We start from the raw sequence: 24848 nt of genomic DNA, 5'->3' as shown, positions 1-24848 counted from the left end.
ATACGGACTTATTATACCACATCGCGTCATAAATACTAAACAAGCATTTCCTAAATTGCTGCGAAGGAACTCACATTCTGGCAAAAAAAAAGAATTCCGCCCCTTGAGCAGAATTCATCATTCAACCGATGTTGTTCGCGGTCCCTTTCAGCTGCATGTTGACGGCTTGCCGCATCTCGTCGATGTCGAAGGGTTTGGTAAAATGCATCAGCGCTCCAAGATCGGTTGCTTCCTTGATCATGTCAAGCTCTCCATAGGCTGTCATCATGATCACCTTAATGTCCGGATTCATCTGTTTAATATGCTTCAAAATCTCAAGCCCGTCCATTCCAGGAATTTTCATATCCAGCAGCACCAAATCCGGGGCATGCATCTTCACGATTTCAAGGGCAGCCTTGCCGTTCGCCGCTTGGAACGTCTCATATCCTTCACTGCTGAACACTTCCACAAGCAGGATGCGGATCCCATTCTGGTCATCCACAATCAGCACTTTGTGTTTGCTTTGTTTGCTCATCCTTCCAACCTCCCGATACTTAAATCGTACAATGAGTATATGCAAACTCGAAAGTTCCTAACTTTCCCATAAACCGGCCATTATTTGTATTCGCCTGTAGATGTCGAATTCCTTCCTGTCCTAAAAAAACTAAGAAAAAAAGATCGCGAATTGGCTGCATCCGAAATCGACAGCGCTGGACAGGGATTCCGGTCCTCAGCTCCACCCTTCACGCAGCGACAAAAGAATTTGCACGCAAAAAAAGAGCCTCTTCAAAAAGAGGCTCTTCCCAATTATGCCTGATGCTGGATCGAGGCTTTTACAAACTCACGGAACAATGGCTGCGGACGGTTCGGACGGGAAGTGAATTCCGGATGGAATTGCACGGCGAGGAACCAAGGATGTCCTGGCAGCTCCACGATCTCGACCAGGCGTCCGTCCGGTGAAGTACCGGAAATACGCAGGCCCGCTTTCTCGATATCTTCGCGGTATTGGTTGTTGAACTCGTACCGGTGACGATGTCTTTCGTAAACCAGCTCGTCCTGGTAGCAGGACTCCGCAAGCGATCCCGGAACCAGCTTGCACGGATACAGGCCAAGGCGCATCGTTCCGCCAAGATCCTCGATATCCTTCTGCTCCGGAAGCAGGTCGATAACCGGATATTCGGTAGCCGGATCAATTTCGGAGCTGTTCGCGCCGCTCAGACCTAAGATCGAACGGGCATATTCGATGACGGACACTTGCATGCCAAGGCAAATACCGAAGAATGGAATGTTGCGCTCGCGGGCATAACGGATCGCGCTGATCTTGCCTTCGATACCCCGGTCTCCAAATCCACCAGGTACCAGAATACCGCCGATGCCGTTCAACGTCTCTTCCACATTGTCCGCCGTAATTTCCTCGGCGTTCACCCAGCGGATCTTCACGTCGGCATTGGCATCGAAGCCGGCATGGGACAGGGATTCCACTACGCTGAGGTAGGCGTCATGAAGCGCGACATACTTGCCGACAATCGCAATCTCAACGGTCTTCTCCAGCTTGGAGACGCGCTCCACCAGATCTTCCCACTCGCTCATATCCGGCGCAGGAGTCGTCAGCTTCAGATGATTGACAACAATTTCGTCCAGGCCTTCATCGCGCAGATTCAGCGGCACCTCATACAGGGAGGACGCGTCGCGGCATTCTACGACCGCGTTAGGGTCGATATCGCAGAAGAGCGCGATTTTGGCTTTCATCTCGGTTGAAAGCTCATGCTCCGTACGGCACACGATGACATTCGGCTGAATGCCGATGCTGCGGAGTTCTTTTACGCTGTGCTGCGTCGGCTTCGTTTTCACTTCACCGGCTGCCTTAATATATGGAATGAGGGTTACATGAATATACATCACGTTCTCACGGCCAACATCGCTCTTGATTTGGCGGATGGCCTCCAGGAAAGGAAGGCTTTCGATATCGCCGACCGTTCCGCCGATTTCGGTAATGACCACATCCGAACCCGCTTCACGGCCCGCACGGAATACGCGCTCCTTGATCTCGTTCGTAATATGAGGAATAACCTGCACGGTGCCGCCCAAATATTCCCCCCGGCGTTCCTTGCTAATAACAGAAGAGTATACTTTTCCTGTTGTCACATTGCTGTTCTTCGACAGGTTAATATCGATGAAGCGCTCATAGTGTCCCAGGTCCAGGTCGGTTTCCGCACCGTCGTCAGTAACGAACACTTCGCCATGCTGGTAAGGACTCATGGTGCCCGGATCTATATTAATGTACGGATCGAATTTCTGAATCGTTACCTTGAGCCCTCTGTTCTTAAGCAATCTGCCGAGCGAAGCGGCGGTAATTCCCTTACCTAGAGATGACACGACTCCGCCTGTTACAAAAATATACTTTGTCACTGTTAAAAACCCTCCTATATAATCTCCATAACTTCAGGCGACATATGATGTTTATCCTAACCCGTTTTCCCCTGATTCATCAGAGGGACCAACAAAAACATCGCTCGCTTCCAATAATGGTGAGCGAGCTGACCTCCGACCTATTACAAACCGCATATATTGACGCTAAAATGATCCCCATCGGGCTGCCGGTACGGCATAACGTTATGAGGCTTCAGGGCGAGCGATTCCAATACATCTTCTTACTCTGCATATCTGAATCTTGGTCTTGCTATATTGGCCCGGAAGCTAGCGTCGTTTACACTTTCCGAGCCTTAAAAACAAAAAAAGTGACCCCGAATAAATAACGGGGCACTTTTATATTAAACATATTTAATCCACAATCATAAGCCCAAGCAATAGTTTACTCTGTGCCTTGTCTGCTTGTCAAGAGAAGAACCAACCTCAAAATTCCCCAATCGGCCGACATCGTAAAACAGAGTCATAAACCATGCGGACTGGCTTAAATTCCGAGCGGAATGACAGATTAATCTCTGTCGTCTTCCTCGAATTCTTCCTCTTCCTGATCTTCTTCCTCGGAATCCGCATCTTCGTCATCCAATTCGTCATCATCCAGAACAACGTCCTCATCTACATCATCGTCAGCATCGTCATCATCCGGGAAGAGATCGTCGTGATCATCGTCTTCATCGTCGATGCTGTCGAAATCCTCTTCGGCATCGTCACCGCTATAGGTATCCTCTTCATCCGTGAAGTCATCGTCATCGTCGTCTTCATCATTGATGATCCGCGGACGTTTGGCGTTCGCAATCGGATCTTCGGACTTCTCCAGCGGATACCAGCGCTTTAGTCCCCACAGATTCGTACCTACACATGCGAAACGTCCGTCTATATTGATCTCGGTATATAACTGGGCAATCGTTTCGTTAATTTCCTGTTCCGTAAAGCCGCGAAGCTTGGCCACCTCATTCATCAGGTCACGGTAATAATACGGCGTATTCGCCGCCTTCAGAACCATAAAAGCCAGGTCAACCATCGGGATTTCCTGAATCTTCTCCGGATCGATCTTTAAATTGAGCGGATTACTCACTAACGCACACTTCCTCTCACACAATCTTCACGTTATACCCTCAACATATCCATTATCAAAACTAAGTAAAACCTATTTGGAAATAAAAATCAAGTTTTTATGCTCCATTACCCATCAGATACCAAATGGAAAAAGACGGAGACGATTCTCTCCGCCTTCTGACTGTACCCGCCCCTAGGATCGACTCCTTACGGGATAGATAAGAGAACCTTGATATTCTCTCCATGTATCTTATGTTAGCCCTGCTGCTTTGACACGGTAAACAGGGCCTATTTCCCGGAAAAAGGGCAACATCCCATTCGGGCACTCTCCCCGGCTCATACAATACTGAAGCAACGGTTCATCGAGAAGGGAGATTGCCACACATGGATTACACCCGGATCATGCAATCACTACTTGCAGAGACGAACCCTATGCGGAACGTCCGGGAAATGAACCGGCGGATCCTCACGTTTCATGACCCTCAGCTGTACCAGAAATGCATCCGCGAATGGAACCGGCTCGCAGGGAAAAGGCGTTTCCCGAGTTCGGTCAGCCGCTCGCCGCTTACTCGCACCATCATCGCTCCAGCTCCCCAAACCGCGAAGTTAGAAGCGGAGTTTCGGAACGAACTGATGGTTGAAGAGGATGAACAGGTTCATATCCACGCCATACAGGGGACAATAGGAACGCTAACCGGGATCCCATGGGGTATCAAGCAAATCAAAGCCCCTCAAGCCTGGTCTACCTCGACAGGACACCGCGTGAAGATTGCCGTTATCGACACAGGGGTGGATTTCGGTCACCCGGATCTGAAGTATTCGCTGACCCGAGGGGTCAACCTCGTCCATCGCAACATCCCGCCTTATGACGACAATGGGCATGGAACGCATATCTCGGGCACCATCGCTGCCGCGAACAGCACCCAAGGTATGATCGGCGTTGCTCCCAAATCTGTCGTGTATCCGGTCAAAGCCTTTGATCACAACGGCTCCGCCTTCGTGTCGGATATCATTCTGGCCATCGACTGGTGCGTGCGGGCCGAGATCGATATCATCAATATGAGTTTCGGCATGCAGACCCGAAGCCGAACGCTGCTGGATATCGTAAGCAAGGCCAGCCAAGAAGGCGTCCTCATTGTGGCCTCTTCCGGCAATGACGGCAAACGCCGTACCGCGGACTATCCTGCCCGTTATCCCCAAACGATATCCGTCGGAGCTACCGACCGCAGCCGGAGAATCCCCGGCTTCAGCAACCGCGGGCAATTTGTCGATATTTATGCGCCCGGAGATAAAATCGTGTCAGCCTGGCTGCAGGGAAAATACCACGAAATGAGCGGCACTTCCATGGCTACTTCACACGTCAGCGGAGCAATCGCCCTGCTGCTTGCCCAGAAGCCTGACTTGAAAAAAACAGCTACGATCAAGGCCCTGCTGCGGCGCACCTCCTCCCCCCTTAAGCTCAAAAAAGGATACAGCGCCTCCGATGGAGAGGTAAATGCCTTGAAATTTTTGCGCGAGGGCATGAAATTATAAATTCGGTTCATCAGCAATGGCAAACGCCATTTCGTTCACGCATTAAAAAACAGCCGTCTTTCCAAAGAAAGACGGCTGTTATGGCAGTATGAAAGGGACGCCCCTTCTTACATGCGTTCCGGCGCCGATACGCCCATCAGGCGAAGCACGTTGGCAATGACCGTGCGGACGGCTCCCAGCAAAGCAAGGCGGGCCTGCGTTTGATTCGCGTCTTCCGTAATGACGCGTTCGGCTCTGTAGTAGCTGTGGAACAAGGAGGCCAGTTCATATACATACCGGATAAGCCGGTGCGGTGCATAGTTCTCCGCAGCAAGCGACACTTCCTGCGGGAGTTCTCCCAATTTGCGCAAAATGTCGTATTCATGCTCGGCGGTAAGAACGCTAAGGTTCACGTCGGCAAGCGGCAGGAGGCTAACGCCTTGCTCCTCCGCTTGGCGGAATACGCTGCAAATGCGTGCGTGCGCATACTGTACGTAGAAGACCGGGTTCTCGTTGGATGTGGACACCGCCAGATCCATGTCGAAATCCAAATGCGAATCCATGCTGCGCATGGTGAAGAAATAGCGGATCGCGTCCACGCCGACCTCATCCATCAAATCTTCCATCGTGACCGCTTTACCGGTACGCTTGGACATCTTCACCTTCTCGCCGTCCTGGAACAGGCTGACCATCTGGGCGATCAATACGATGAGTTTGTCCGGGTCATTGCCGAGCGCCTCCATGGCAGCCTTCATGCGCGGAACGTAACCATGGTGGTCGGCTCCCCAAATATTCAGGATCTTGTCATAGCCGCGCTCGTATTTATTGCGGTGGTACGCAATATCCGGCGTCAGGTAGGTATACGTTCCGTCATTCTTGACGAGGACGCGGTCTTTGTCATCCCCATAATCGGTGGTGCGGAGCCAGGTTGCCCCATCCTTCTCGTAAGCTTCGCCCTTGGCTTTCAGTTCTTCCAGGGATTTCTCCACCAGTCCATCCTCATACAGGGACGTTTCGCTAAACCACTCGTCAAAATGGACGCGGAATCGATTCAAATCGCGTTTGATTTTACCAAGTTCCTTCTCAAGCCCGAATTGACGCAGGAATGCCGTTCTCTCGCCAGGATCCATCGATAGCAAGGAATCGCCTTTCTCGGCTACGAGCTCTTTGGCAAACCCTTTGATATCCTCGCCATGGTATCCGTCTTCAGGCATTTCGGCATCCTGGCCGAGCTCCTGCAAATAGCGGGCTTCGAGGGATTTAACCAGGTTCACGACTTGGTTGCCTGCATCATTGATGTAGTATTCGCGCGTAACTTCGTATCCAGCAAAATCAAGCACATTGCACAGGGCATCGCCTACCGCCGCTCCGCGGGCATGTCCAAGATGCAGGCTTCCGGTGGGATTGGCGCTGACAAACTCCATCTGGACCTTTTGCCCTTCGCCCGTAGCGATCCGCCCGTAGTTATCGCCCTGCTCTTGTACCAATGCCACGATCGGATAGAGATACCCCTTGTCCAAGGTAAAGTTAATAAACCCGGGCCCGGCGATCTCCGCTTTCTCAATGGAAGCCTTCGCCGTATCCAAATGTTCCAGGATAGCTTCGGCGATTTGCCGCGGGTTCTTCTTGGCAATCCGCGTCAGCTGCATCGCTACGTTCGTGGCCAAGTCGCCGTGCGACTTATCCTTCGGAACTTCCAGCGTAATGGCGGGCAGCTCCTCGCGGGACACCAGTCCGGCAGCTACGGCAGCGTCTCCTACCGCCTCTGCAACCAGCCCGTTAATGTGATCTAATGGATTCATAGTCATGATTCATGTGCCTCCTGAATAGTCAAACTGATCGAAAAGTGTCCCGAAAACTCGTCAAACACATATAAATCATACGCCCAAGCCGCTCGTCCGGTCACGCCCTCTAGCGCTAGCTCCAGACGCTGGGTGTGCGTAGACAGATTAAATGAAGTGAACGGGGAGCGATAATATCCAGGCAATTGCAGTCCCAGCTTAAACGCCTGCTCGGACTCCACCTCGCCATGACGGATCAGCTTCAGCTCGTCCTCCGTCAGTTTGAGCATGGCCCGGGTTTCCCCTTGATGCGGTCCAAGCGCCGGCTCCGTATAGCGCACATACAGCACCTTCCCCTTGATAAACGCCTCTGCGGGAAGCTCCTGTATCGTATTCTCTCCTTCGTGAAGGCTCTGAAGACGGATGTTCACTTGTTTTCGGTCGTTCATGTACGTTCCTCTTTTCCTTACCTATTGTATTACTATATCCAGTATAGCCTTGCAATTCAAATGAGGATTTTAGCAAAAGTAAAGAAACATGTCTTTCGTCGTATTTTCGGAGAGGTTGGAGCGCATCCTTAATTCCCATATTTTTCGGCCCATTGCTCACGCCATTCCCCGAAACTGTTACCCGTGATTTCCTCCAAGGTCTTTCCATCAATGGAATAAGGAGCTCCGGCTAAATCGTTCCGATCAGGGAACGAGGTTCCCCCGATGACCTTCCCCTCCGACATCATCACGAACAAGGCCGTATTCGTATTATACATGCGGTCAAGCGGATGCCCGGAAACCTTGAAGCGATAGGTGACAATTTCTTTTCCGTAATAGTTTGCCGGATCTTGGCTCTGTACACTCCATGTCTGAATATAGGGGATTGCGCCGTTACCAGGTGCGAGAAGAGATTTCTCAAGCGTATAAGTAATCGGTTTACTGGAGTGGCTTACAATCTTATAGCCCAGCGATTTCACGTAAGAGGCCGCTATCTTCTGTTCTTCGGACATGGGTTTGCCGAAATGAACGCTTAGTTGCATGAATGAATATAGGATTACGATGCTTAAACCAATACCTGCCCATAACCAAATACGATTTCTCTTCATAAGCAGCCTCCCCATTACGTCGACCTGGCCTTTCATAGGATTAGAATACCAAAAAATTGAAATCAATGGGCGGTCAAGAAAAAGAATAGGCCTGATTCAAGAAGAATCAGGCATGATCCATACTATAGGTTACAGCGGAAGCAAGGATACCTTCTCCCGCGCGTCCAGCTTGGCCACCATGTCGTTCCAGGCTTGCGGTTTCTCGGGCAGCACCGAATAGTATCGTCTCAAGAAGTTGGCAATCAGCTCCGCGGGCAATTCATCAACGGCATCGTCGCCCGGCATGAAGCAAAAATCAAGCCCGCTCACCGCTTCGCCATCATTGTTCCAGGACGGATGCACATAGTCGATATCCGTGCGTTTGTAACCCAGATGCGACAGGACTTCGCGGCGAACGAACGGATCCATCGGCTTCACGCCGCCGAATGCATGGTCCTGCACCCGATATGGATCGTAAATCTCGGCAAACATGCCGAACAGCTCTTTGCCGTTTGCTGCCGCCAATTGATTCAGATCCTTCAAGCGATGTTGTGCCAGGAATCGGCCGATGCCGAGCCCTTCACGCCCGATAATGGTAAAATCGGTCATCGCCACGTTCCAGTCCTCGTAATAGCGGTATTCCGTCGTACCCACCACTTCGTCCTCATGCAGGGCAACAAATACCCGAATGCCCGGGTCTTCGAGCGGCTCTTTCCATAAGCTGAATTCCAGCACCTCTTCCGGAGGGAACACTTCCTTCATGAGATCGTGCATTTTGCGAAACAAAGGATCGTCGATGCTCGTAATGCGAATATATTCCATTAAATTAAAAGCCTCCTTATATATGTAATGAAAATATCTTTATATTATGAAGATATTCGAAGCCGTGAAATCATCGTTCATTCTAAACCACTTCACCCTCGGAATGGATTCTTCCATTCCATCAAGGCCCCGTAATTGCAGGACTCCTCATCCTCCAAATACTCTGCCGCTACCCCGACGGGCGTCCGGCCGCACCGGAGCAGGAAGGTAATTACGGGGTCCTTGAGATCCCCCTGACAACGGCATCCAAATATTCTACGGCCGACATTTCGTGCGCATGCCGATGATAGCCGGGCATCCGTCCGCCGCCAAGCAGCCGGTCCAGTCCCCTTTCGACGGTCACGTGATACAGCGACTGAATCAGCCATTTGCCGAGCCCAAGCTTGCGAAAGCGCGGCCTGACGCAAATGTCGGCGATGTATAGGGTATTTCCGTCCGGCTGATGCGTGCGGATGTATCCGTTATCCGTGGCCTCCGCCCAGGAGTGGGCAGGCTCCATCGGATCGTACTCCACAATGAGCGAGGTGATGGACCCCGCGAGCATGCCGTCCACTTCAACGCATAGGGCGCCCTCGGGAAACAAGGTGACATGCTGCATCAGCTGTTCCTTGTTCCACCATTGCTCCGGAGGATACGGAGGCGGGAACGTCTCGGATTGAATGGCGATCAGCTCGTCGAAGTCCGCTTCCGTGTAGCCTCGAATAACAACCGGCACCGGCCGGACGTCGTCGAATACATAAAACTGTTGATAAAACCGGGCCATTTCCTCTACACCGCCTTTTCCCATTTTATCAAACCATGATAAAAAGACTTACTCCCAATCCGGATACAAATCCGTACGCCGGTCACGCCATGTCGTGACGGAGCCCTTCTCGCGCACTTGATATAATAAATCCAGATCGAGATCGGCGGTAATGATCATGTCGTTGTTCAGCTCTCCCTCGGCCAGCAGGCCCTTCGGCGGGAACGGAATATCGTTCGGCGTAATGATGGCAGCCTGCCCGAAGTTGGCACCCATCAGATCCACGGTAGGCAGCGATCCAACCGTGCCGGTCAGCACCACATAGATTTGATTCTCGATGGCGCGGGCATGGCTGGTATAACGCACGCGGTGGAATCCGTGACGATCATCGGTGCAGGACGGACAGAAAATGACGTCGGCCCCTTTGGCCTTGGCCATGCGCACGATCTCGGGAAATTCGATGTCATAGCAGGTGAGCATCGCGATGGTGCCTTTTTCGGTCTCGAATACTTCGAGCCCTTCGCCGGCCCCCATGTTCCAGCCGGTTATCTCCGAAGGCGTAATATGAATCTTCGCCTGTTCCGCAATGCGGCCGTCCGGATAGAACAGATGCGCCACATTGTACAGCTTCCCTTCCCGGCGAATGACGTGGGTCCCGCCAATGATATGCATGTTATATTGCTTCGCAAAGCCCTGGAACAGCTCGCGGTAACGGTCTGTGAAATCCGGAAGGTCATTGATCGTTAACGCCTGGCCCTGATCGTCCCCGATGGACATCAGCTGCGTCGTGAAGAATTCCGGAAACAGCACAAAATCGGCTTCGAATTCCTCCGCCGTTCGGATATAATGCTCCGATTGACGGGCAAAATCGTCAAAGGATTGAATCGTGTGCAGATGATATTGCACGGCAGAAACGCGAAATTTCATGCTTCTCCTCCTTATGCATGGTTAGATGCTTTCATTATATCGGATTCCGGGCTTAGAGAACATGGGAACATCAAGTCGCCGTCAATGGGAAACCATAATCTTTAAACGCGTCCCTTAAGGTATACGGTTATCATCGACGGTACCTATGCCAAAGAATGCTCGAATTATGAAAAAATACTCGCCATTCATACCCACGCTTAACAATTCTCCTGTATACTGTCGTATGTAAGCCTCTTGTCTATACGATCAATCCCGGCCCTTACAAGCATACACACGAGCCCGTTTTGACTTTAGGGCTTTCAGCTTGCCAAACTATAATGTGAGGTGTTCTGTTCACAATGATAACTCGTTCGATGGATTGGCTTCAGCAACATGACCACCTTATCTTCCGCTGGTTAAACCGCAAGATCAGCAACAAAATGGTGGATTCGATGCTCTCGCTGGTCACCCATATGGGGGGTGCTATCTTTACCATTGTGCTGACACTTTCGATAGCGTTTTTTGCACCGGAGCCGTGGGATACGATGGGATGGCAGAGCTTTATCGCACTGTCCCTCAGCTTCCTGATTACGGCTCTCATCAAAAAGAAACTGCGGCGCATCCGGCCATACCAGGCATTGGAAAAAGTGAGGTTTGAAAAGAAGCCGATGAAGGACCATTCGTTTCCTTCCGGACACTCGACGGCCATATTTTCCATCGTCACGCCATTTCTGTTCGTTACGCCCTGGCTGTCGGTGCTCTTGATCCTGCTAGCGCTTACGGTCAGTCTGTCACGCATTTATCTCGGCTTTCATTATCCTTCGGATTGTCTGGCCGGCTGTTTCGTCGGCACCGCTTCGGCACTACTGATCGTGCTTAGTTAAATAACCAGGCATCCTCGCGCAGTTCTCGCAACTGATGATGGGGGCCTGGTTTTTTTGCCCTTCATCATCTGTAGATATCTCACCTAACAACAATTAAACGCCCTTCCTGTATATGCTCCTATCATAAACCCACAAAAAACATGAAAAAAAATTCGAACCATTCCCGCTGGTAAATCGTACTAACTTATACATTCATAATAAGGAGGTATTTGTTCATTGAAGAAAAGATTATCACGAATGCTGGTAGCCCTGCTCGCGGTTACGATGATCCTTCCAGCCGGAGCCATGGCAGCAGATAACAGCCAGACTGCCGTTGCAGGAGGGGGTCTTGAGAAGATCGCCGCAGAGAAAGCCAAGCTGCTTACCGAGACGTATGGAACGACAAGCGTCCAATATGCCCTGATCGACAACGGCAAGATTACCGTGTCCGGGCAAGCGGGCGTCAATGATATCGAAGGAAAGATCCCGTTGACCGAAGATACGATGTATGGGATCGGCTCCACGAGCAAAGTGTTCACTGCCGCCGCGGTCATGAAATTGGTGGATGACGGGAAGATCAACCTGGATGCGCCTCTCGTTCAGTACATACCCGAATTCACGATGAAAGACGAACGCTACAAAAAAATCACGCCGCGCATGCTGCTTAACCATTCCTCCGGCCTGCAGGGCTCAAGCCTGAACAACGCGTTCTTGTTCGAAGATAATGACCCGCATGCACATGACACGCTGCTGAAGCAGTTGTCCACTCAAAACCTCAAAGCAGATCCGGGAGCATTTTCCGTGTATTGCAATGACGGATTCACGCTGGCCGAGATTCTCGTGGAAAAAGTGAGCGGCAAGGATTTTACCGCATTCATTCATGAACATTTTACCGAGCCGTTAAACATGGACCACACCAAGACATCCCAAGACACATTGGATTTAAACCAAATGGCAGGCCTCTATTATCCGGCTTATCAAGGACAGCTGCCTAACGAGACCATCAATGTCATCGGAACCGGCGGCATCTACTCCACGGCCGAAGACCTGGTGCAGTTTGCGCAGATCTTCACCGGGGAAGCCGAGGGAATCCTCTCAGCTGCGTCTGTAAAAGCCATGGAGCAGGAAGAGTATAAAAAAGGCCTGTGGCCAGAAGATGCCGATAACTCGGTAGATTATGGACTTGGCTGGGACAGCGTGAGACTGTTCCCGTTTACCCAATATGACATGAAAGCCGTGACTAAAGGCGGCGACACCATTCTATACCACGCTTCGCTCGTTGTGCTTCCGGAGCAGAACATGGCAGCTGCCGTACTATCTTCCGGCGGTTCGGGCATGACCAACCAAATGCTGGCAAACGAAATTTTGCTGAATGCACTCAAGGAAAAAGGCACCATCAAGGAATTCAAGCCGGAAAAATCGTTCGGCAAACCGGTCCAAGCGGATATGCCTGACAGCTTGGCTGAATTCGCCGGTTACTATGGCGTGACGAATCAGCAGATGAAAGTCGACATCAAGAACGGCGAACTGTCCATTACCGTACCGATGGTGCCGGACTATCCTGCCGAGAAATATGTATACACCGCGGACGGAACGTTTGTCAGCGCGGATGGCAGCATCAAGGTCAGCTTCGTTAAGGAAAAGAATGACCGTATCTACCTATGGGTAAGACAATATATTTCGATTCCTGGATTGGGACAGACGGCCTTGTCGCAATATTCGGCCGAAAAAATGGAAGCGAACCCGCTGTCCAAAGAGACCGCTGCCGCATGGGCGAAGCGGGAAGGCGAAACGTTCTATCCATTGAACGAGAAATACACATCGCTCATGTACTTCATTATGAGACCGACGGTAGAGATTAACAGCAAGAGCGGTCTAGAAGGATATCTGATCGAGAAGAAAATTATCGATCCGGATACCGCAGTAAGCCAGCATCAGATTCCGACTATGGGCGGCCGGGATACGTCCGAATTCCGCTTCTATAAGGAAAAAGGCATAGAGTATCTCGAGGGCGCTGGATCCCTGTTTATCAGCGGCAAGCATGTGAAGCCATTGTATAAAGGGAAAAAATCCACCGTTACCCTGCAAGCCGACGGCTATGCCAAGTGGTATACCGTACCTGAAGCAGCTGCAGGCAAAACCATGACGGTAACCCTGCCGGCAGAAGGCGCATTCGCCGTATATGACGAGAAGGGCACGGTCGTTAACTACACCGTGGTCAGCGGCTCCAACGAAGTTAAGCTCCCGGCTAACGGAGCTGTGGTATTCGCCGGTGCCCCTGGCTCCGCATTCGGCATCACCCTGAAATAACACAAAAGCAAGCAACCCGATTAGCCGCTCGGCTTAAGTTGGGTTGCTTGCTTTTTCACTGTTAAAGGGACCTTGTGAGGTACGCTGCCTGTCCGCTATCACTCCGTAAAAACCGCGAGATTATCAAGTGTAGAACGGAGGCCTGCTTCGTGATCTTCCTGCCGTATGCCCTCAGGAACGTCCTCGCAAACAACCGCCACCTCAGTGCCTTCCGCAAGTGCTGTCAACGTCCATGTCATTCTCATCTGGCCCCCGTAAGCGGGGTCTTCCGACTCGAATTCAAAACACTGCACGATTTTCTTGTTTGGCACCAACGCCAGGAATTTACCTTGGACGATATCCGTGCCTGCCGATGATTTGCCGAGGTTCGCGTGGTCCGTTCCAATATAGGTGAGCACCATTCGATAAGTCCCGCCTTCACGGGCATCAAAGGTATCAATCTGACCTGACATCCCCTCTGGCGGAAGCCACGACACCCAAGCCTTGGGGTCAGTGAATGCCTGATAAATGGTTTGGGGCGAAGCCTTAATCATCCTCGCGGCAGAGTCAATTCTCTTCTTCCTGGACGAATCTTCCATGTTATTAGCCTCCTTATTTCAAATCCGAATCAAGCTTCCTTAAGCTTATAACATATGACTACCAATCATTTCTTCTCAATTGCTCAAAGTTGAAAAAGCAAGCCTTCCCCGATAGCCGTAGGCTTAGGCAGGGAGGGCTTGCTTTTTTCTTTCATCGCCGAGGGGCAAAGCCTCGGCTGATCATGTATAGGTGCTGGCCCGCGAGCGACCCGTCAGGGATTTGCCCGAGAGGGCCGCGTTCACGCGAAAAAGCAAGCCGACACCGATAGCCGTTAGGCTTAGGTGGGGGAGGCTTGCTTTTTTCTTCAACAGCCGAGGAGCGAAGCCTCGGCTATAAGCCCACTGGGCTAGCCCATGAGCGAACCCGCAGGGAAGCTCTCGAGAGGGCCGCGCTCACGCGCACAAAAGGCCATGAGGTCGTCCCCGCAGGGGAGTCCGAGCAGTGGCCGGGCACAAGCACCAGCCCCGCTCATATCCTCATACCTACCCCGAACACCAATGGTTCCGGGTGTCCAGAGGGCAGCGCCCTTGGGGCCCTCCCTGGCAGGGAGGGTTTGGGTGGGTGGACTATTTTACGAATCCCAGCAGCATCTCGCGAATCAGCTTCGCAGCCACGATCTGGGTCTGCTCGGTCGGATCGTAGATCGGCGCCACTTCCACGAGATCGCAGCCAACAACGTTCACATCGGAGTTTGCAATCAGATGTACGGCTTCCAGCAGCTCTTTCGACGTGATGCCGCCGGCTTCCGCCGTACCGGTGCCCGGTGCGGCAGACGGATCCAGCACGTCGATGTCGATGGTCACGTAGACCGGACGGTTGCCCATGGAAGGCAATGCCTCCTTCAGCGGAGCGGCTACCTCAAACGGGTAGAAATTGATGTTCTCGCGTCCGTACTGGAACTCCTCGCGGGAGCCGGAACGGATGCCGAACTGATAAATGTTCTTGCCGCCCATAATGCCCGCCGCCTTGCGGACCGGCGTGGAGTGGGACAACGGCTCTCCCTCGTAATGCTCGCGCAGGTCGGCATGGGCATCGATATGGATCAGAATGAGATCAGGATACTTCTCATACACCTTCTGAATAATCGGCCACGATACGAGGTGTTCTCCGCCGAGTCCAATCGGGAACTTCCCGTCGTCCAGCAGCTTGCCCACATAATCGCCGATCACTTCAAGACTGCGGCCGGCATTGCCGAAAGGCAGCATCAGATCGCCTGCATCGAAATAAGTGATATCTTCAATGCTCTTATCCAAGTACGGGCTGTACTCCTCCAAGCCAACGGATGCTTGGCGGATACGGGCCGGGCCGAAACGGGAGCCGGGACGGTAGCTAACCGTGAAGTCCATCGGTATACCGTAGATGACGGCCTTGGATCCTTCATAATCCTCGGAGCTCAGAATAAACACGTTGCCGGAATAACCTTGGTCCAGTTTCATCAGTTTATGCGCGCCTCCTTATTTCACCAAGTCTTCTACGAATTTCGGCAGCACGAAGGCGGCTTTATGCAGACGAGGCGAATAATACTTCGTATCCATCTCATCAATCGTGGACTCGTCCACTTCAAGCGGATCGTATGTTTTGCTGCCCATCGTAAAGGTCCACAGACCGCTTGGGTAGGTTGGAATGTTCGCTCCATAGACACGCACGATCGGGAAGATTTCCTTCACGTCTTTGTTGACCTGCTGAATCAGATCCGCTTTGAACCACGGATTGTCCGTTTGCGCCACGAAAATACCGTCTTCCTTCAGCGCCTCATAGATCCCTTGATAGAATCCGCGCTCAAACAACGGAGCAGCCGGGCCTACAGGCTCGGTGGAGTCCACCATGATGACATCGTATTCGTTCTTATGCTCGATAATGTGCATATATCCATCGTTAACCAGCACTTCAACCTTCGGATCGTCCAGCTTGCCGGCGATCTCAGGCAAGTACTGCTTCGAATATTCGATAACTTTTCCATCAATTTCAACGAGTACGGCCTTCTCTACGCCCGGATGCTTGATCACTTCGCGAATGACGCCTCCGTCTCCTCCGCCGACGACAAGAACCTTCTTCGGATTTGGATGCGTGTTCAGCGCGGGGTGAGCGACCATCTCATGATAGACGAATTCATCCTTAATCGTAGTCATAACCATACCGTCCAGCACGAGCATGCGCCCGAATTCCTCGGTATCGATCATATCCAATTGTTGAAACTCCGTCTTCTCATGTACAAAGGTCTCCCGGATTTTAGCCGTAATGCCAAAAGTCGGGGTTTGCTTCTCTGTGTACCATAATTCCATCGTCACTACCTTCTTTCCGCTAGAATAATGTTCAGCCGTCCAGATCCAAGCCGTAAAACTTTATTCGGGGCAGATGCCTTTAGCTTACAGTTTCACACTTTTCCTATTGTACCAAACAAATTAGATTATATTAAATCAAGCCCAAATTGCAACCAAAAGTTCCGGTACATGCGAAAGGAAGCAAAAACATCGTCCTTTCCGATGAATATCCTGACCGCTGCAGCCCCATACTGTATAGAAAAAGAAGGCAGCCAAGGAGAATTTGAGCACATCTCCATTTTTGGCGGCACAAGGGCCTTGACTCTACAAAAGGACTGGAAGGAGAACATCTGATGCCGGGGCAAAAAAATCACCCAAGCGCAAACGTCGTTTCGTCCGGCTTGCTACATTTCTGTTCGTACTCCTTGGCATTTCCATCATCGCCGGCGGCATTCTGCTCGCCTATTTATTTATAACGCCGCTGCCGGTCGCGGAAACATCCCGCTACTCCCGTCTGCTCGACAGCCAGGGAGATTTGATCGCCACATTCTCAAGCACGGGACATACATCCGAGCAGGTGAACCTGGCCAACATATCCCCCCTCCTGGTTCAGGCCACCTTGGCGGTGGAGGACCGAAAATTCTATGATCATCCCGGGTTCGATATGAAGGGCATGGCCAGGGCCGTATTGGTCAACCTGCAGCATATGGATCGCAAACAGGGAGCGAGCACGTTAACCCAGCAGCTTGCACGAAACTTATACCTATCTCATGAAAAGACGTGGACACGAAAACTCAAGGAGGCCAAATTCACCGCCCAGCTTGAGATGAAATATACGAAAGATCAAATTCTCGAAATGTACCTGAACGAAATTTATTACGGTCACGGCGCTTACGGCATCGAGTCGGCGTCGCTGCTGTATTTCGGCAAATCGGCAAAAAACCTGACCTTGGCCGAAAGCGCAATGCTGGCCGGCATTCCGAAGGGGCCCACGTATTACTCGCCCTACAATCATATGGACAACGCGGTCAAAAGACAGCAGATCGTCCTGAATGCCATGGCGGAGACCGGATTCATCACGGAGGCCGAGGCGGATAAAGCCGCTTCGGCCAAGCTTGCCCTGCTCCCGCAGGACCGGCAGGAGAATAAAGTAATTGCCTCCTACTTCCGGGACTATGTCCGGGGTCTCGTCACCAAGCAGTTGAACATCACGGACCAGCAGCTCGAACAGGGCGGCTTGAACATCTATACAACCCTGGATCCTCGGGCCCAGAAAGCAGCCGAAGAGGCCGTATCCGAGGGCATGGACAGCAAGAGCGAGCTGGAGACGGCGCTCGTATCCATCGATCCGCGAAACGGCCACATCAAAGCTATGGTCGGCGGTAAGAATTACCGCGAGAATCAATACAACCACGCGTTGGCCAGAACCAGGCAGCCCGGCTCCTCATTTAAGCCGATTATGTATTTAACGGCCATTGCATCCAAGGAAATGACAAGCACCAGCGTGTTCAACAGCCAGCCTACCCTGTTTCATTACGATAACAATCGAAAAACGTACCAGCCCAGCAACTTCGGCGATAAATATTTAGGCGAAATCCCCATGCGGGAAGCCATTGCCGCCTCGGATAACATCTATGCCGTGAATACCATCATGAAAATCGGCCCGGATAAAGTCGCCGACATGGCGAAAAAGATGGGCATCACGAGTCCGCTGGAGCCTGTCCCTTCGCTGGCCCTGGGCACCTCGCCCGTCAGCCCGCTGGAGATGGCCTCCGCTTACGCCGTCATGGCTAACAGCGGCAAGCGGGTCTCCCCTGTCGCGGTGCTGAGCATCACCGACGCGGCCGGACGCAGTTTGTATACGGCTCCGGAAGAGGAAGGCGAACAAGTGGTCGAGCCTTCCGCAGCTTACGTGATGACGCGCATGATGGAGGGGGTATTCGAGACCGGCGGAACGGGTAACCGCGTCTCCACCCTGATGAAACGGCCGGTGGCCGGGAAGACGGGCACGACCGACACCGACGCCTGGCTCGTCGGATATACCCCGGAGCTGTCGACGGCGGTATGGGTCGGGTATGACAAAGGACGGGAGATCAGCAAAGTCGACGGACGGCGCGCAGCGCCGATTTTTGCGCAGTATACGGAGAAGGCACTGGAGAACGTGCCGCCCAAGATTTTTCCGATCCCGGATGAAGTCGTCAGCGCATATGTGGATCCGAAGACGGGCAAGCTTGCAGGCGTCGGCTGTCCGGACAAAACGCTGGAGGTTTTCGTCAAAGGGACGGAGCCCACGGAGTATTGCGACGAACATGAGGGCGGGGAGCCCGCCAAGAAGGCTAACCCTTGCAGATGCTGCCGAGAAACAGGAGGAACGTTCCTGGTGGAAGGATTTCAAACGATGGTGGGTCGAATAAACGGATAGCCCGTCACGTCAAAAAACAGCAGGCTCTTTTCCGGGCGTTCCCGATTAAGAGCCTGCTGTTTTTCTCTTTTTCACGATTCTTTATGTAGATGGCTTCTTATAAAATGCTCATATATTCGATCATGGAGCTGCCCAGAAGCACGATGACGAGCATGACTGCAATGTAGACCAGCAGGATCGCATACAGCGGATCCAGGCCGCCGGCCACTCTTCTCTTGTAGCCGGTCATGACGCATAACGGCACGGTCATCACGGTGCTGATGAACGCTAGAAGGATGATCACCTTGGATATATCGCCATTAAGAAACAGGAACAACAAACTGATTGCATACAACACAAGGTATAGCGGCAGCAATGTGCCGAATCTGGCCATGACTTCTTTCAGCTTCGCAGCCGGATTAAATGACAGCTTGACAGCAGCGAAGGTAAAGACGTTCAGCAAAAACAAGAAAATCGCGATCCAGACAATAGGCTTCAGGACTAGATCTACAAACGCCCCCTCCGGGAGTCCTTGCAGTTCATGATGAAGCGCTGCGTACAGCGCGAGCGGAAGGAGCACAATATAGAGCAGCATGGATACGATCGCGTTTAGGAACTGGCTGTTGTCCGTTACGGCAGCTGCGCTGAAGGGATGCCTTAGCCCCTTCAGGAAATGGTCCCCATAGAGCTGCCCATACAATTTTAAGCTGGTCCAATAAGGGTTCGGCCCCTCTTCCTCTTCGGCATGCTGGCGGCCTGCTGTAGGAAATGAAATATCCGGCGGAGTATACACCGGCAGAGCAGCTTCTCCTTGGCGCACATGAGAAATCTCCCTATTTATGCTTCCGCCTCGCCTGGCGACGCCGTAAATTTCCGACGCAGCAGCTTGCTCCTTCATGGCCGCAAAGACGGGGGAATCCTCGATAATCAGCCTGGCCCCGCATTTCTTGCAATATTTCCCATCTCCCGTTTCATATCGACATATCGGACAAGTCATACTCCGGCCTCCCCTGTTTATACACATCCGCAAATCGAAGGATAGGTATTAGATAATGTACACATTCGAGTCGAAACGATGGCCCGTACAGGATATGATGCAGCGCTTGAGGCGCCTGGGCCGCAGATACTCTTCCTGTGCGAATTTCACATCTTTTTGCTAATAGTATAAGTTGGCGTGAAATGAAATGGAAGGATTTTCTGGGCGGCCGCTGCGCCTAACGCTGGAATTGGTTCATATGATAGGACTTGCCGGATCATAACCTGCGCTGTGAAAAGCTTGTGAACAATCAAATATTCGTTTGAATATCATGTGTAAATCGGGTATATTATGACTAACAATCAAATCAACGTTTGAATATATAGAATAAAGAGCACTAATTGCTCCTATTTCAAGGAGGTTGATCTTATGAATGTCCGAACAATGAGAGAGGACGTGGCTCTGGAGCTGTGTGAAACGGAATGTCCTTCAACCGAGAGGGTTGCTTTGTTAAAAGAAACGGTTTCGGACGATGATATGCTCGGCATGGCCGAGATCTTCAAGGCGCTGGCCGACCCGACGCGGGTCAAGGTAGCCTATATGCTGGACCGCGGCGGCGAGTTATGCGTTTGCGACGTGGCTGAAGTTCTCGGAAGCTCCACCGCAACAGCCTCCCATCATTTGCGTACGCTGAAGAACAAGAATATCGCCAAATCGCGCAAGGCGGGCAAGAATGTATACTATTCGCTAAAAGACGACCATATCCGGACTTTGCTTCATATGACGCTGGAGCACCAGAAGGAGAGGGTGTAGATGAGCACGGACAACCATCAGCAATCCAAAACATCTCCTGAAGCAGGTGGCAGCAAACTTGTTGAATACAAGGTCCAGGGCCTCTCGTGCCCGAACTGCACCCGTGAAATGCAGGAGGAGATCCAGAAGCTCGACCATGGAGGCGACGCCCGGCTGAGTTATAACAGCGGAAAGCTGACCCTTTCCCCCCAGGTGAACCTAAACCGGGTAGAAACCATTTTGAAAAGTGATGGAGCCCGAATCGTTTACGCTCCCCAAACAGCCCATTCGGCTGCCGGCGCTGATGTTCGGCCCGCCTCTTCGCCGCACGCTCATGGTCCGTCAGATGAACACGACCACGGACAAAGCCATGGACATGAACACAGCCATGGCAGCGAACGAAAAATGAAGTGGCTGCTATCCATCTCGGCTGCGTTTTATCTGCTGACTTTTCTATTAGAAGGGAAAGCCGCCGAGTCGGTTGTGATCGCATTATATGCTGGTGCCATGATATTGAGCGGGTATACGACGTTTTTGCGCGGACTGCGTAACCTGACCCGCTTCAAATTCAATATGGATACCCTGATGACCGTTGCGCTCGTAGGTGCCGTCATCATCGGGGAGTGGCGGGAAGCCACGCTCGTTGCCATTCTGTTCGGCCTCAATGAGCTGCTGGAAGGCTACGGCATGAACCGTGCCCGCCAATCCATGGAAGCGCTGCTGGCCGCAGCGCCGAAGGAAGCCGAGCTTTGGGTAGACGGCCAAACCAAACGCGTGCCGATCGAAAGCCTCTCTCCCGGAGACGTTGTCCGGGTAAGACCTGGCGAGAAAATTCCTTCGGACGGAGCCATAACCCAGGGAACCGGCGCGGTGAACGAAGCTGCCATAACCGGAGAATCGGTGCCTGTTACGAAACGGGAGGGCGACGCCGTATTTGGCGGCAGCGTAAGTACCGACGGCGTGCTCTATATCGCCATATCGAAGGCTTATCAGGATTCCTCCCTGGCCAAGATCATGCATCTTGTGCAGGAGGCGCAGGACAGCAAGACGCCGACGGAGCTATTCATCGATAAATTTGCTAAATACTATACGCCAGCCATTATGATCATCGCATTGGCTGTTGCGCTGATTCCTCCGTTGCTGCTGAATCAGCCCTGGATGACCTGGGTCTACCAGGGGCTGTCCATTCTCATTGTCGGGTGTCCTTGCTCGCTCGTGCTCTCTTCCCCGATAGCGCTGGTTAGCGGGATGACCCGCGCGGCACGCAACGGCATTCTAATTAAAGGCGGAGTCCATCTGGAGCAGCTCGGACGCCTGGAAGCCGTCGCTTTCGACAAGACGGGAACCCTGACCAAGGGCGAGCCGGCCGTCTACGCGGAAACCGTATATGATGAAGATAAATTTTATGCCGTGGTAGGCGCGCTGGAGCAGTCCTCTCTCCATCCGTTGGCCAAAGCCGTCATGAAACATCTGGAGATCAAGCAGCCGCAATGCATGTTTAATGAACCTCGACAGATAACGGTGCTGCCGGGTGAAGGCATTCGGGCTGAAATCGGAGGGAAGCTGTTCTGGGTGGGCAGCGAGGAAGTGCTGAAGCATGTGAACGGCCCTCAAGATCATATCCGTGCCGTTGAGGATGACATTCGGAGAATGAAGGCCCAGGGGTACACGATCGTTGCCGCCGTAAGCGAGGAGCGCGTATTAGGTCAATTCGGTCTTGCCGATGAGATCAGGCCGGAGACCGCAGCCGTTGTCCGCAAGCTTCACGAGGCTGGAATCGCGGATACGGTGATGCTGACGGGCGACCATGAGCAGTCGGCGCAGGCGATAGCGAAACAATCCGGCGTATCGCGGGTGTTCGCAAGCCTGCTGCCGGAACAGAAGGTCGCCAAAATCAAGGAGCTTAGCTCCCGCAAAAAGACCGGCATGGTCGGCGATGGCATTAACGACGCCCCTGCATTGGCCGCTGCCGATCTGGGCATCGCAATGGGAAAAGGAACGGACAGCGCCATCGAAACCGCCGACATCGTATTGATGCAGGATCACCTTGGTAAGCTGCCCGGGGCCATCAAGACGGCAAGACGAGTCAACCGGATTATTAAATGGAACATCGGACTTTCCTTGTCGCTGAAGGCCATCGCTCTGCTGCTAACGATTCCGGGCTGGCTGACCCTATGGATCGCGATCATATCGGACATGGGGGCCACCATTATCGTTACCCTGTTGGGTCTCACCATTCTGCTTGGCAAGGATCAGGAACTGCAATCAGGACATTGACATAAACCGGAGCTGCGTCCCTTCTGGGCAGCTCCGGTTTTTTAGGTTCGGACGCTCCCTCTCCCCTCAGCTTTGCTTCATCGCATATATCATTTTTTACATGATTTTTTTGATTTGATGAAACATTTCCCATTATTTAGTCGTTTATATAGGCGGGAGTGAAAACCAGAAGGAGGAAAGACATGAAATCCGTACAGATTATCAAACTAGCAGGTACCGCATCCATAGCATTGTCTTTAATGCTTACATCCTCATCGCTCGTAACCATTCCTGCCCATGCGGCAGCGGCCTCCACATCGCAGAGCAAGGCAGCCTGGAGCACGCTCGATGTGAAGCATAAACCTTATACGAATAAAGGCGTCGTGTTCATTCCGCTGAAGGAAGTTTCCGAACAGCTGCAGCTGCAGCTGACGATCCCTGGAAAGAACGAGCTGTACATTAACAGCCCGACCCAGTCTGTTCGCGTGATTATTGGAAATTCGCGCGCCGTCAATGCCAAGGGTACCGCTCTGAAGCTTGAGGCGGCTCCGGTTGTGAAGAAAGGCGTGACTTATGTTCCCGCCAGCCTGATTACCAAAGGTTTCGGCATTCAGTTGAAGTACGACAGCAAATCCGGACTTCGAACCACCTTTGATTCCTGGTCCCAATACGCTTATGCCTCCAAGGCCAATATGCTGTTCTGGGTAAATCGCGAGACCGGTATGCTGTCCATGGGGAAAGCCGGAACGACGCCAACGAAAGTCGGCATTCTCCCGATCGAGGATATCGATCAAGTGGGCTTGAACGCACATCGCATCAACAGCAATACCTATGTCGTCGACTTGTCCAATTATTACGGGGAACCCCATATCCATGAAGGAAGATATCGGGTGCTCATTCAGGACATGAAAATTCTGAAGCTTTCCAAAACGAATCACACCAATTTTGCCGGGATCAACTACCGTCCGGACCAACTCAGCTACAAAGGCAAAGTTGCCATGATGAATGGCAGTACGCTAGAGCTGGTTCATCCGATGGGCAAAACGGTAAAAACCTACGATCTGGCCGCCCTCACCGGTGTTGACGATCATTTTATTGTGGAAGCAATCGAACAGGACTTCCTGCTCGTCCGTCCTTATACGAAGGCAACCCTGTATATTGTTGAACCGACAGGCAAGTCCGCAGAACTTATCTATCCCGATCTTTTGGACGAGGAGAGCATCAAGGCTATTGAGGAGATGCCGCCAAACGAAGTGGGTTTCATCGGAGACGGCCTTGCGTATGACGGATATGCCGGCGGCAAGCTGAAGCTTCAATACGAAAATCCGTTTCTTGATATAAAGAAAAAGCTGACCTACGCCCTTCCATTCTAACCGTAACAATCACAAAAAAGACCGGCGGATTCATTCACGAATCCTACCGGTCTTTCCTATGTCCGCATCTAGAAAAATGCTTATTTATGGTATCATTCCGCTGTTTGAAGAGCTTCTCTAAACTCCTCCGGCGAGGCATTCCACCATTCCTCGTTACGGGAGATCAGCAGTTCGCGCAGCGCTTTCTTCTCCACGTCGCCAAGCCCATCCAGAATAATCTTGCGCTTCATCGCCGCATCCATTTTATTCACATGGTCGGCGAGGATTTTCCAGCCGCGCCGGGCTTCATGGTCGATCCACATTTCGCACGCGGTCATGCCTGCATAATGCTGTCCTTCCGCGGTACGGTCTACAGCTACCCACACGATCCACACCTGGCGTCCGTTGGGCACTTCATCCCGGTTCATGCTGAAACGGATGCCCTTCTCCACCTTGCTCTTTGCATGCATGGCTCCAATATCCACTCGCGCCTCGCCATTGTCGATGATGACAGGCGACAAACTGTTCAGATCGATGGAGCCGGATCCAAACCCCTTATGCTTACTCTTGCTATTGATAATATTCAACGCAATGGGTTTCTTCGCACCCTGCTTCTGATCTTCGTTCTCCACTGCTGCCGACCTCCTATATCAGAGCCGATTCTCACGTATCAGCCGCTTAATTGATAACCATGTCCCAATAATTTTATTTTAACTAATAATCCCCCAAAAGCAAACATATACATGCACTAGATGCTTGTC

Annotated in this window: 19 protein-coding genes and 2 pseudogenes; 7 read left to right on the top strand and 14 right to left on the bottom strand. The window is 52.0% G+C overall.

The genetic code is table 11. From position 1 onward, the window contains the following. Positions 1-121 precede the first annotated feature (121 nt). The 3 genes from P0X86_RS00275 to rpoE all read right to left on the bottom strand — a co-directional run bounded on the left by P0X86_RS00275 (position 122) and on the right by rpoE (position 3478). Complete coding sequence (locus P0X86_RS00275) at positions 122-514, bottom strand: response regulator (protein WP_009595517.1); 393 nt, start codon at positions 512-514, stop codon at positions 122-124. 272 nt (positions 515-786) lie between these two features. Next, entirely contained in the window at positions 787-2388 is a 1602-nt protein-coding gene (locus P0X86_RS00270; protein WP_213581034.1) for a CTP synthase, read from the bottom strand. Positions 2389-2914: 526 nt separating this feature from the next. Further along, positions 2915-3478 carry a DNA-directed RNA polymerase subunit delta gene (rpoE, locus tag P0X86_RS00265; protein ID WP_277747471.1) on the bottom strand — a complete coding sequence of 188 codons (564 nt, stop codon included), beginning with the start codon at positions 3476-3478 and terminating at the stop codon, positions 2915-2917. Positions 3479-3843: 365 nt separating this feature from the next. Between rpoE and P0X86_RS00260 the strand changes: the two genes are divergently transcribed. Next, positions 3844-4992 (top strand): S8 family peptidase, encoded by a 1149-nt coding sequence (locus tag P0X86_RS00260; protein ID WP_277747470.1) that lies wholly within the window; start codon positions 3844-3846, stop codon positions 4990-4992. A 107-nt stretch (positions 4993-5099) separates the two neighbouring features. Here the strand turns inward: P0X86_RS00260 and argS are convergent, their stop codons facing one another. From argS to P0X86_RS00230, 6 genes and pseudogenes are all read right to left on the bottom strand, one after another. Next, positions 5100-6779, bottom strand: a complete 1680-nt coding sequence (argS, locus tag P0X86_RS00255) for an arginine--tRNA ligase (protein ID WP_277747469.1) — start codon at positions 6777-6779, stop codon at positions 5100-5102. Then, complete coding sequence (locus tag P0X86_RS00250; protein ID WP_096777299.1) at positions 6776-7201, bottom strand: YwiB family protein; 426 nt, start codon at positions 7199-7201, stop codon at positions 6776-6778. Before P0X86_RS00250 ends, argS begins: the two co-directional genes overlap by 4 nt. A gap of 128 nt (positions 7202-7329) precedes the next feature. Next, complete coding sequence (locus tag P0X86_RS00245; protein WP_096777298.1) at positions 7330-7848, bottom strand: hypothetical protein; 519 nt, start codon at positions 7846-7848, stop codon at positions 7330-7332. A 129-nt stretch (positions 7849-7977) separates the two neighbouring features. Beyond that, on the bottom strand, positions 7978-8649 hold the full coding sequence (locus P0X86_RS00240) for a GNAT family protein (protein ID WP_012818376.1): 672 nt from the start codon (positions 8647-8649) through the stop codon (positions 7978-7980). A gap of 92 nt (positions 8650-8741) precedes the next feature. Continuing rightward, positions 8742-9412: pseudogene (locus P0X86_RS00235) on the bottom strand (GNAT family N-acetyltransferase). A gap of 48 nt (positions 9413-9460) precedes the next feature. Next, complete coding sequence (locus tag P0X86_RS00230; RefSeq protein ID WP_277747468.1) at positions 9461-10318, bottom strand: carbon-nitrogen hydrolase family protein; 858 nt, start codon at positions 10316-10318, stop codon at positions 9461-9463. Positions 10319-10656: 338 nt separating this feature from the next. On the opposite strand from P0X86_RS00230, the gene P0X86_RS00225 reads away from it, so the two are divergent. Together P0X86_RS00225 and P0X86_RS00220 are read left to right on the top strand one after the other, a co-directional pair. Further along, complete coding sequence (locus tag P0X86_RS00225; RefSeq protein WP_277747467.1) at positions 10657-11181, top strand: phosphatase PAP2 family protein; 525 nt, start codon at positions 10657-10659, stop codon at positions 11179-11181. 216 nt (positions 11182-11397) lie between these two features. After that, a complete protein-coding gene (locus P0X86_RS00220; protein ID WP_277747466.1) occupies positions 11398-13470 on the top strand; it encodes a serine hydrolase domain-containing protein in 2073 nt (690 codons plus the stop codon). A gap of 98 nt (positions 13471-13568) precedes the next feature. Here P0X86_RS00220 and P0X86_RS00215 read toward each other — a convergent pair whose 3' ends face one another. The 3 genes from P0X86_RS00215 to speE form a co-directional block, all read right to left on the bottom strand. Then, positions 13569-14048, bottom strand: a complete 480-nt coding sequence (locus P0X86_RS00215) for an SRPBCC domain-containing protein (protein WP_277747465.1) — start codon at positions 14046-14048, stop codon at positions 13569-13571. A 567-nt stretch (positions 14049-14615) separates the two neighbouring features. Beyond that, positions 14616-15485 carry an agmatinase gene (gene speB, locus P0X86_RS00210; protein ID WP_277747464.1) on the bottom strand — a complete coding sequence of 290 codons (870 nt, stop codon included), beginning with the start codon at positions 15483-15485 and terminating at the stop codon, positions 14616-14618. Between the two features lie 18 nt (positions 15486-15503). Then, positions 15504-16331, bottom strand: a complete 828-nt coding sequence (speE, locus tag P0X86_RS00205; protein WP_012818360.1) for a polyamine aminopropyltransferase — start codon at positions 16329-16331, stop codon at positions 15504-15506. Between the two features lie 391 nt (positions 16332-16722). On the opposite strand from speE, the pseudogene P0X86_RS00200 reads away from it, so the two are divergent. Next, a pseudogene (locus tag P0X86_RS00200) lies at positions 16723-18724 on the top strand (transglycosylase domain-containing protein). Positions 18725-18829: 105 nt separating this feature from the next. Here the strand turns inward: P0X86_RS00200 and P0X86_RS00195 are convergent. Then, positions 18830-19708: a hypothetical protein gene (locus P0X86_RS00195; RefSeq protein ID WP_096777291.1), complete on the bottom strand. Its 879-nt coding sequence runs from the start codon at positions 19706-19708 to the stop codon at positions 18830-18832. Positions 19709-20116: 408 nt separating this feature from the next. Here P0X86_RS00195 and P0X86_RS00190 point away from each other — a divergent pair, with 408 nt between their 5' ends. The 3 genes from P0X86_RS00190 to P0X86_RS00180 all read left to right on the top strand — a co-directional run bounded on the left by P0X86_RS00190 (position 20117) and on the right by P0X86_RS00180 (position 24108). Beyond that, positions 20117-20500, top strand: coding sequence for an ArsR/SmtB family transcription factor (locus P0X86_RS00190; protein WP_096777290.1), 384 nt, complete (start codon positions 20117-20119; stop codon positions 20498-20500). After that, the gene (locus P0X86_RS00185; RefSeq protein WP_277747462.1) at positions 20501-22756 is read left to right on the top strand and encodes a heavy metal translocating P-type ATPase; all 2256 of its coding nucleotides are present in this window, start codon (positions 20501-20503) and stop codon (positions 22754-22756) included. It begins immediately after the preceding gene. Between the two features lie 182 nt (positions 22757-22938). Then, positions 22939-24108: a copper amine oxidase N-terminal domain-containing protein gene (locus tag P0X86_RS00180; RefSeq protein ID WP_277747461.1), complete on the top strand. Its 1170-nt coding sequence runs from the start codon at positions 22939-22941 to the stop codon at positions 24106-24108. Between the two features lie 92 nt (positions 24109-24200). On the opposite strand, the gene P0X86_RS00175 is transcribed toward P0X86_RS00180, so the two are convergent. Beyond that, complete coding sequence (locus P0X86_RS00175; protein WP_009595531.1) at positions 24201-24719, bottom strand: YwhD family protein; 519 nt, start codon at positions 24717-24719, stop codon at positions 24201-24203. Between the last annotated feature and the right edge of the window lie 129 nt (positions 24720-24848).

Source organism: Paenibacillus sp. BR1-192, from assembly GCF_029542445.1.
GTDB classification, from domain to species: Bacteria; Bacillota; Bacilli; order Paenibacillales; family Paenibacillaceae; genus Paenibacillus_AQ; species Paenibacillus_AQ lautus_A.
Note: the sequence above shows the minus strand (reverse complement) of the source record. Positions and strands in the feature narration are given on the sequence as shown.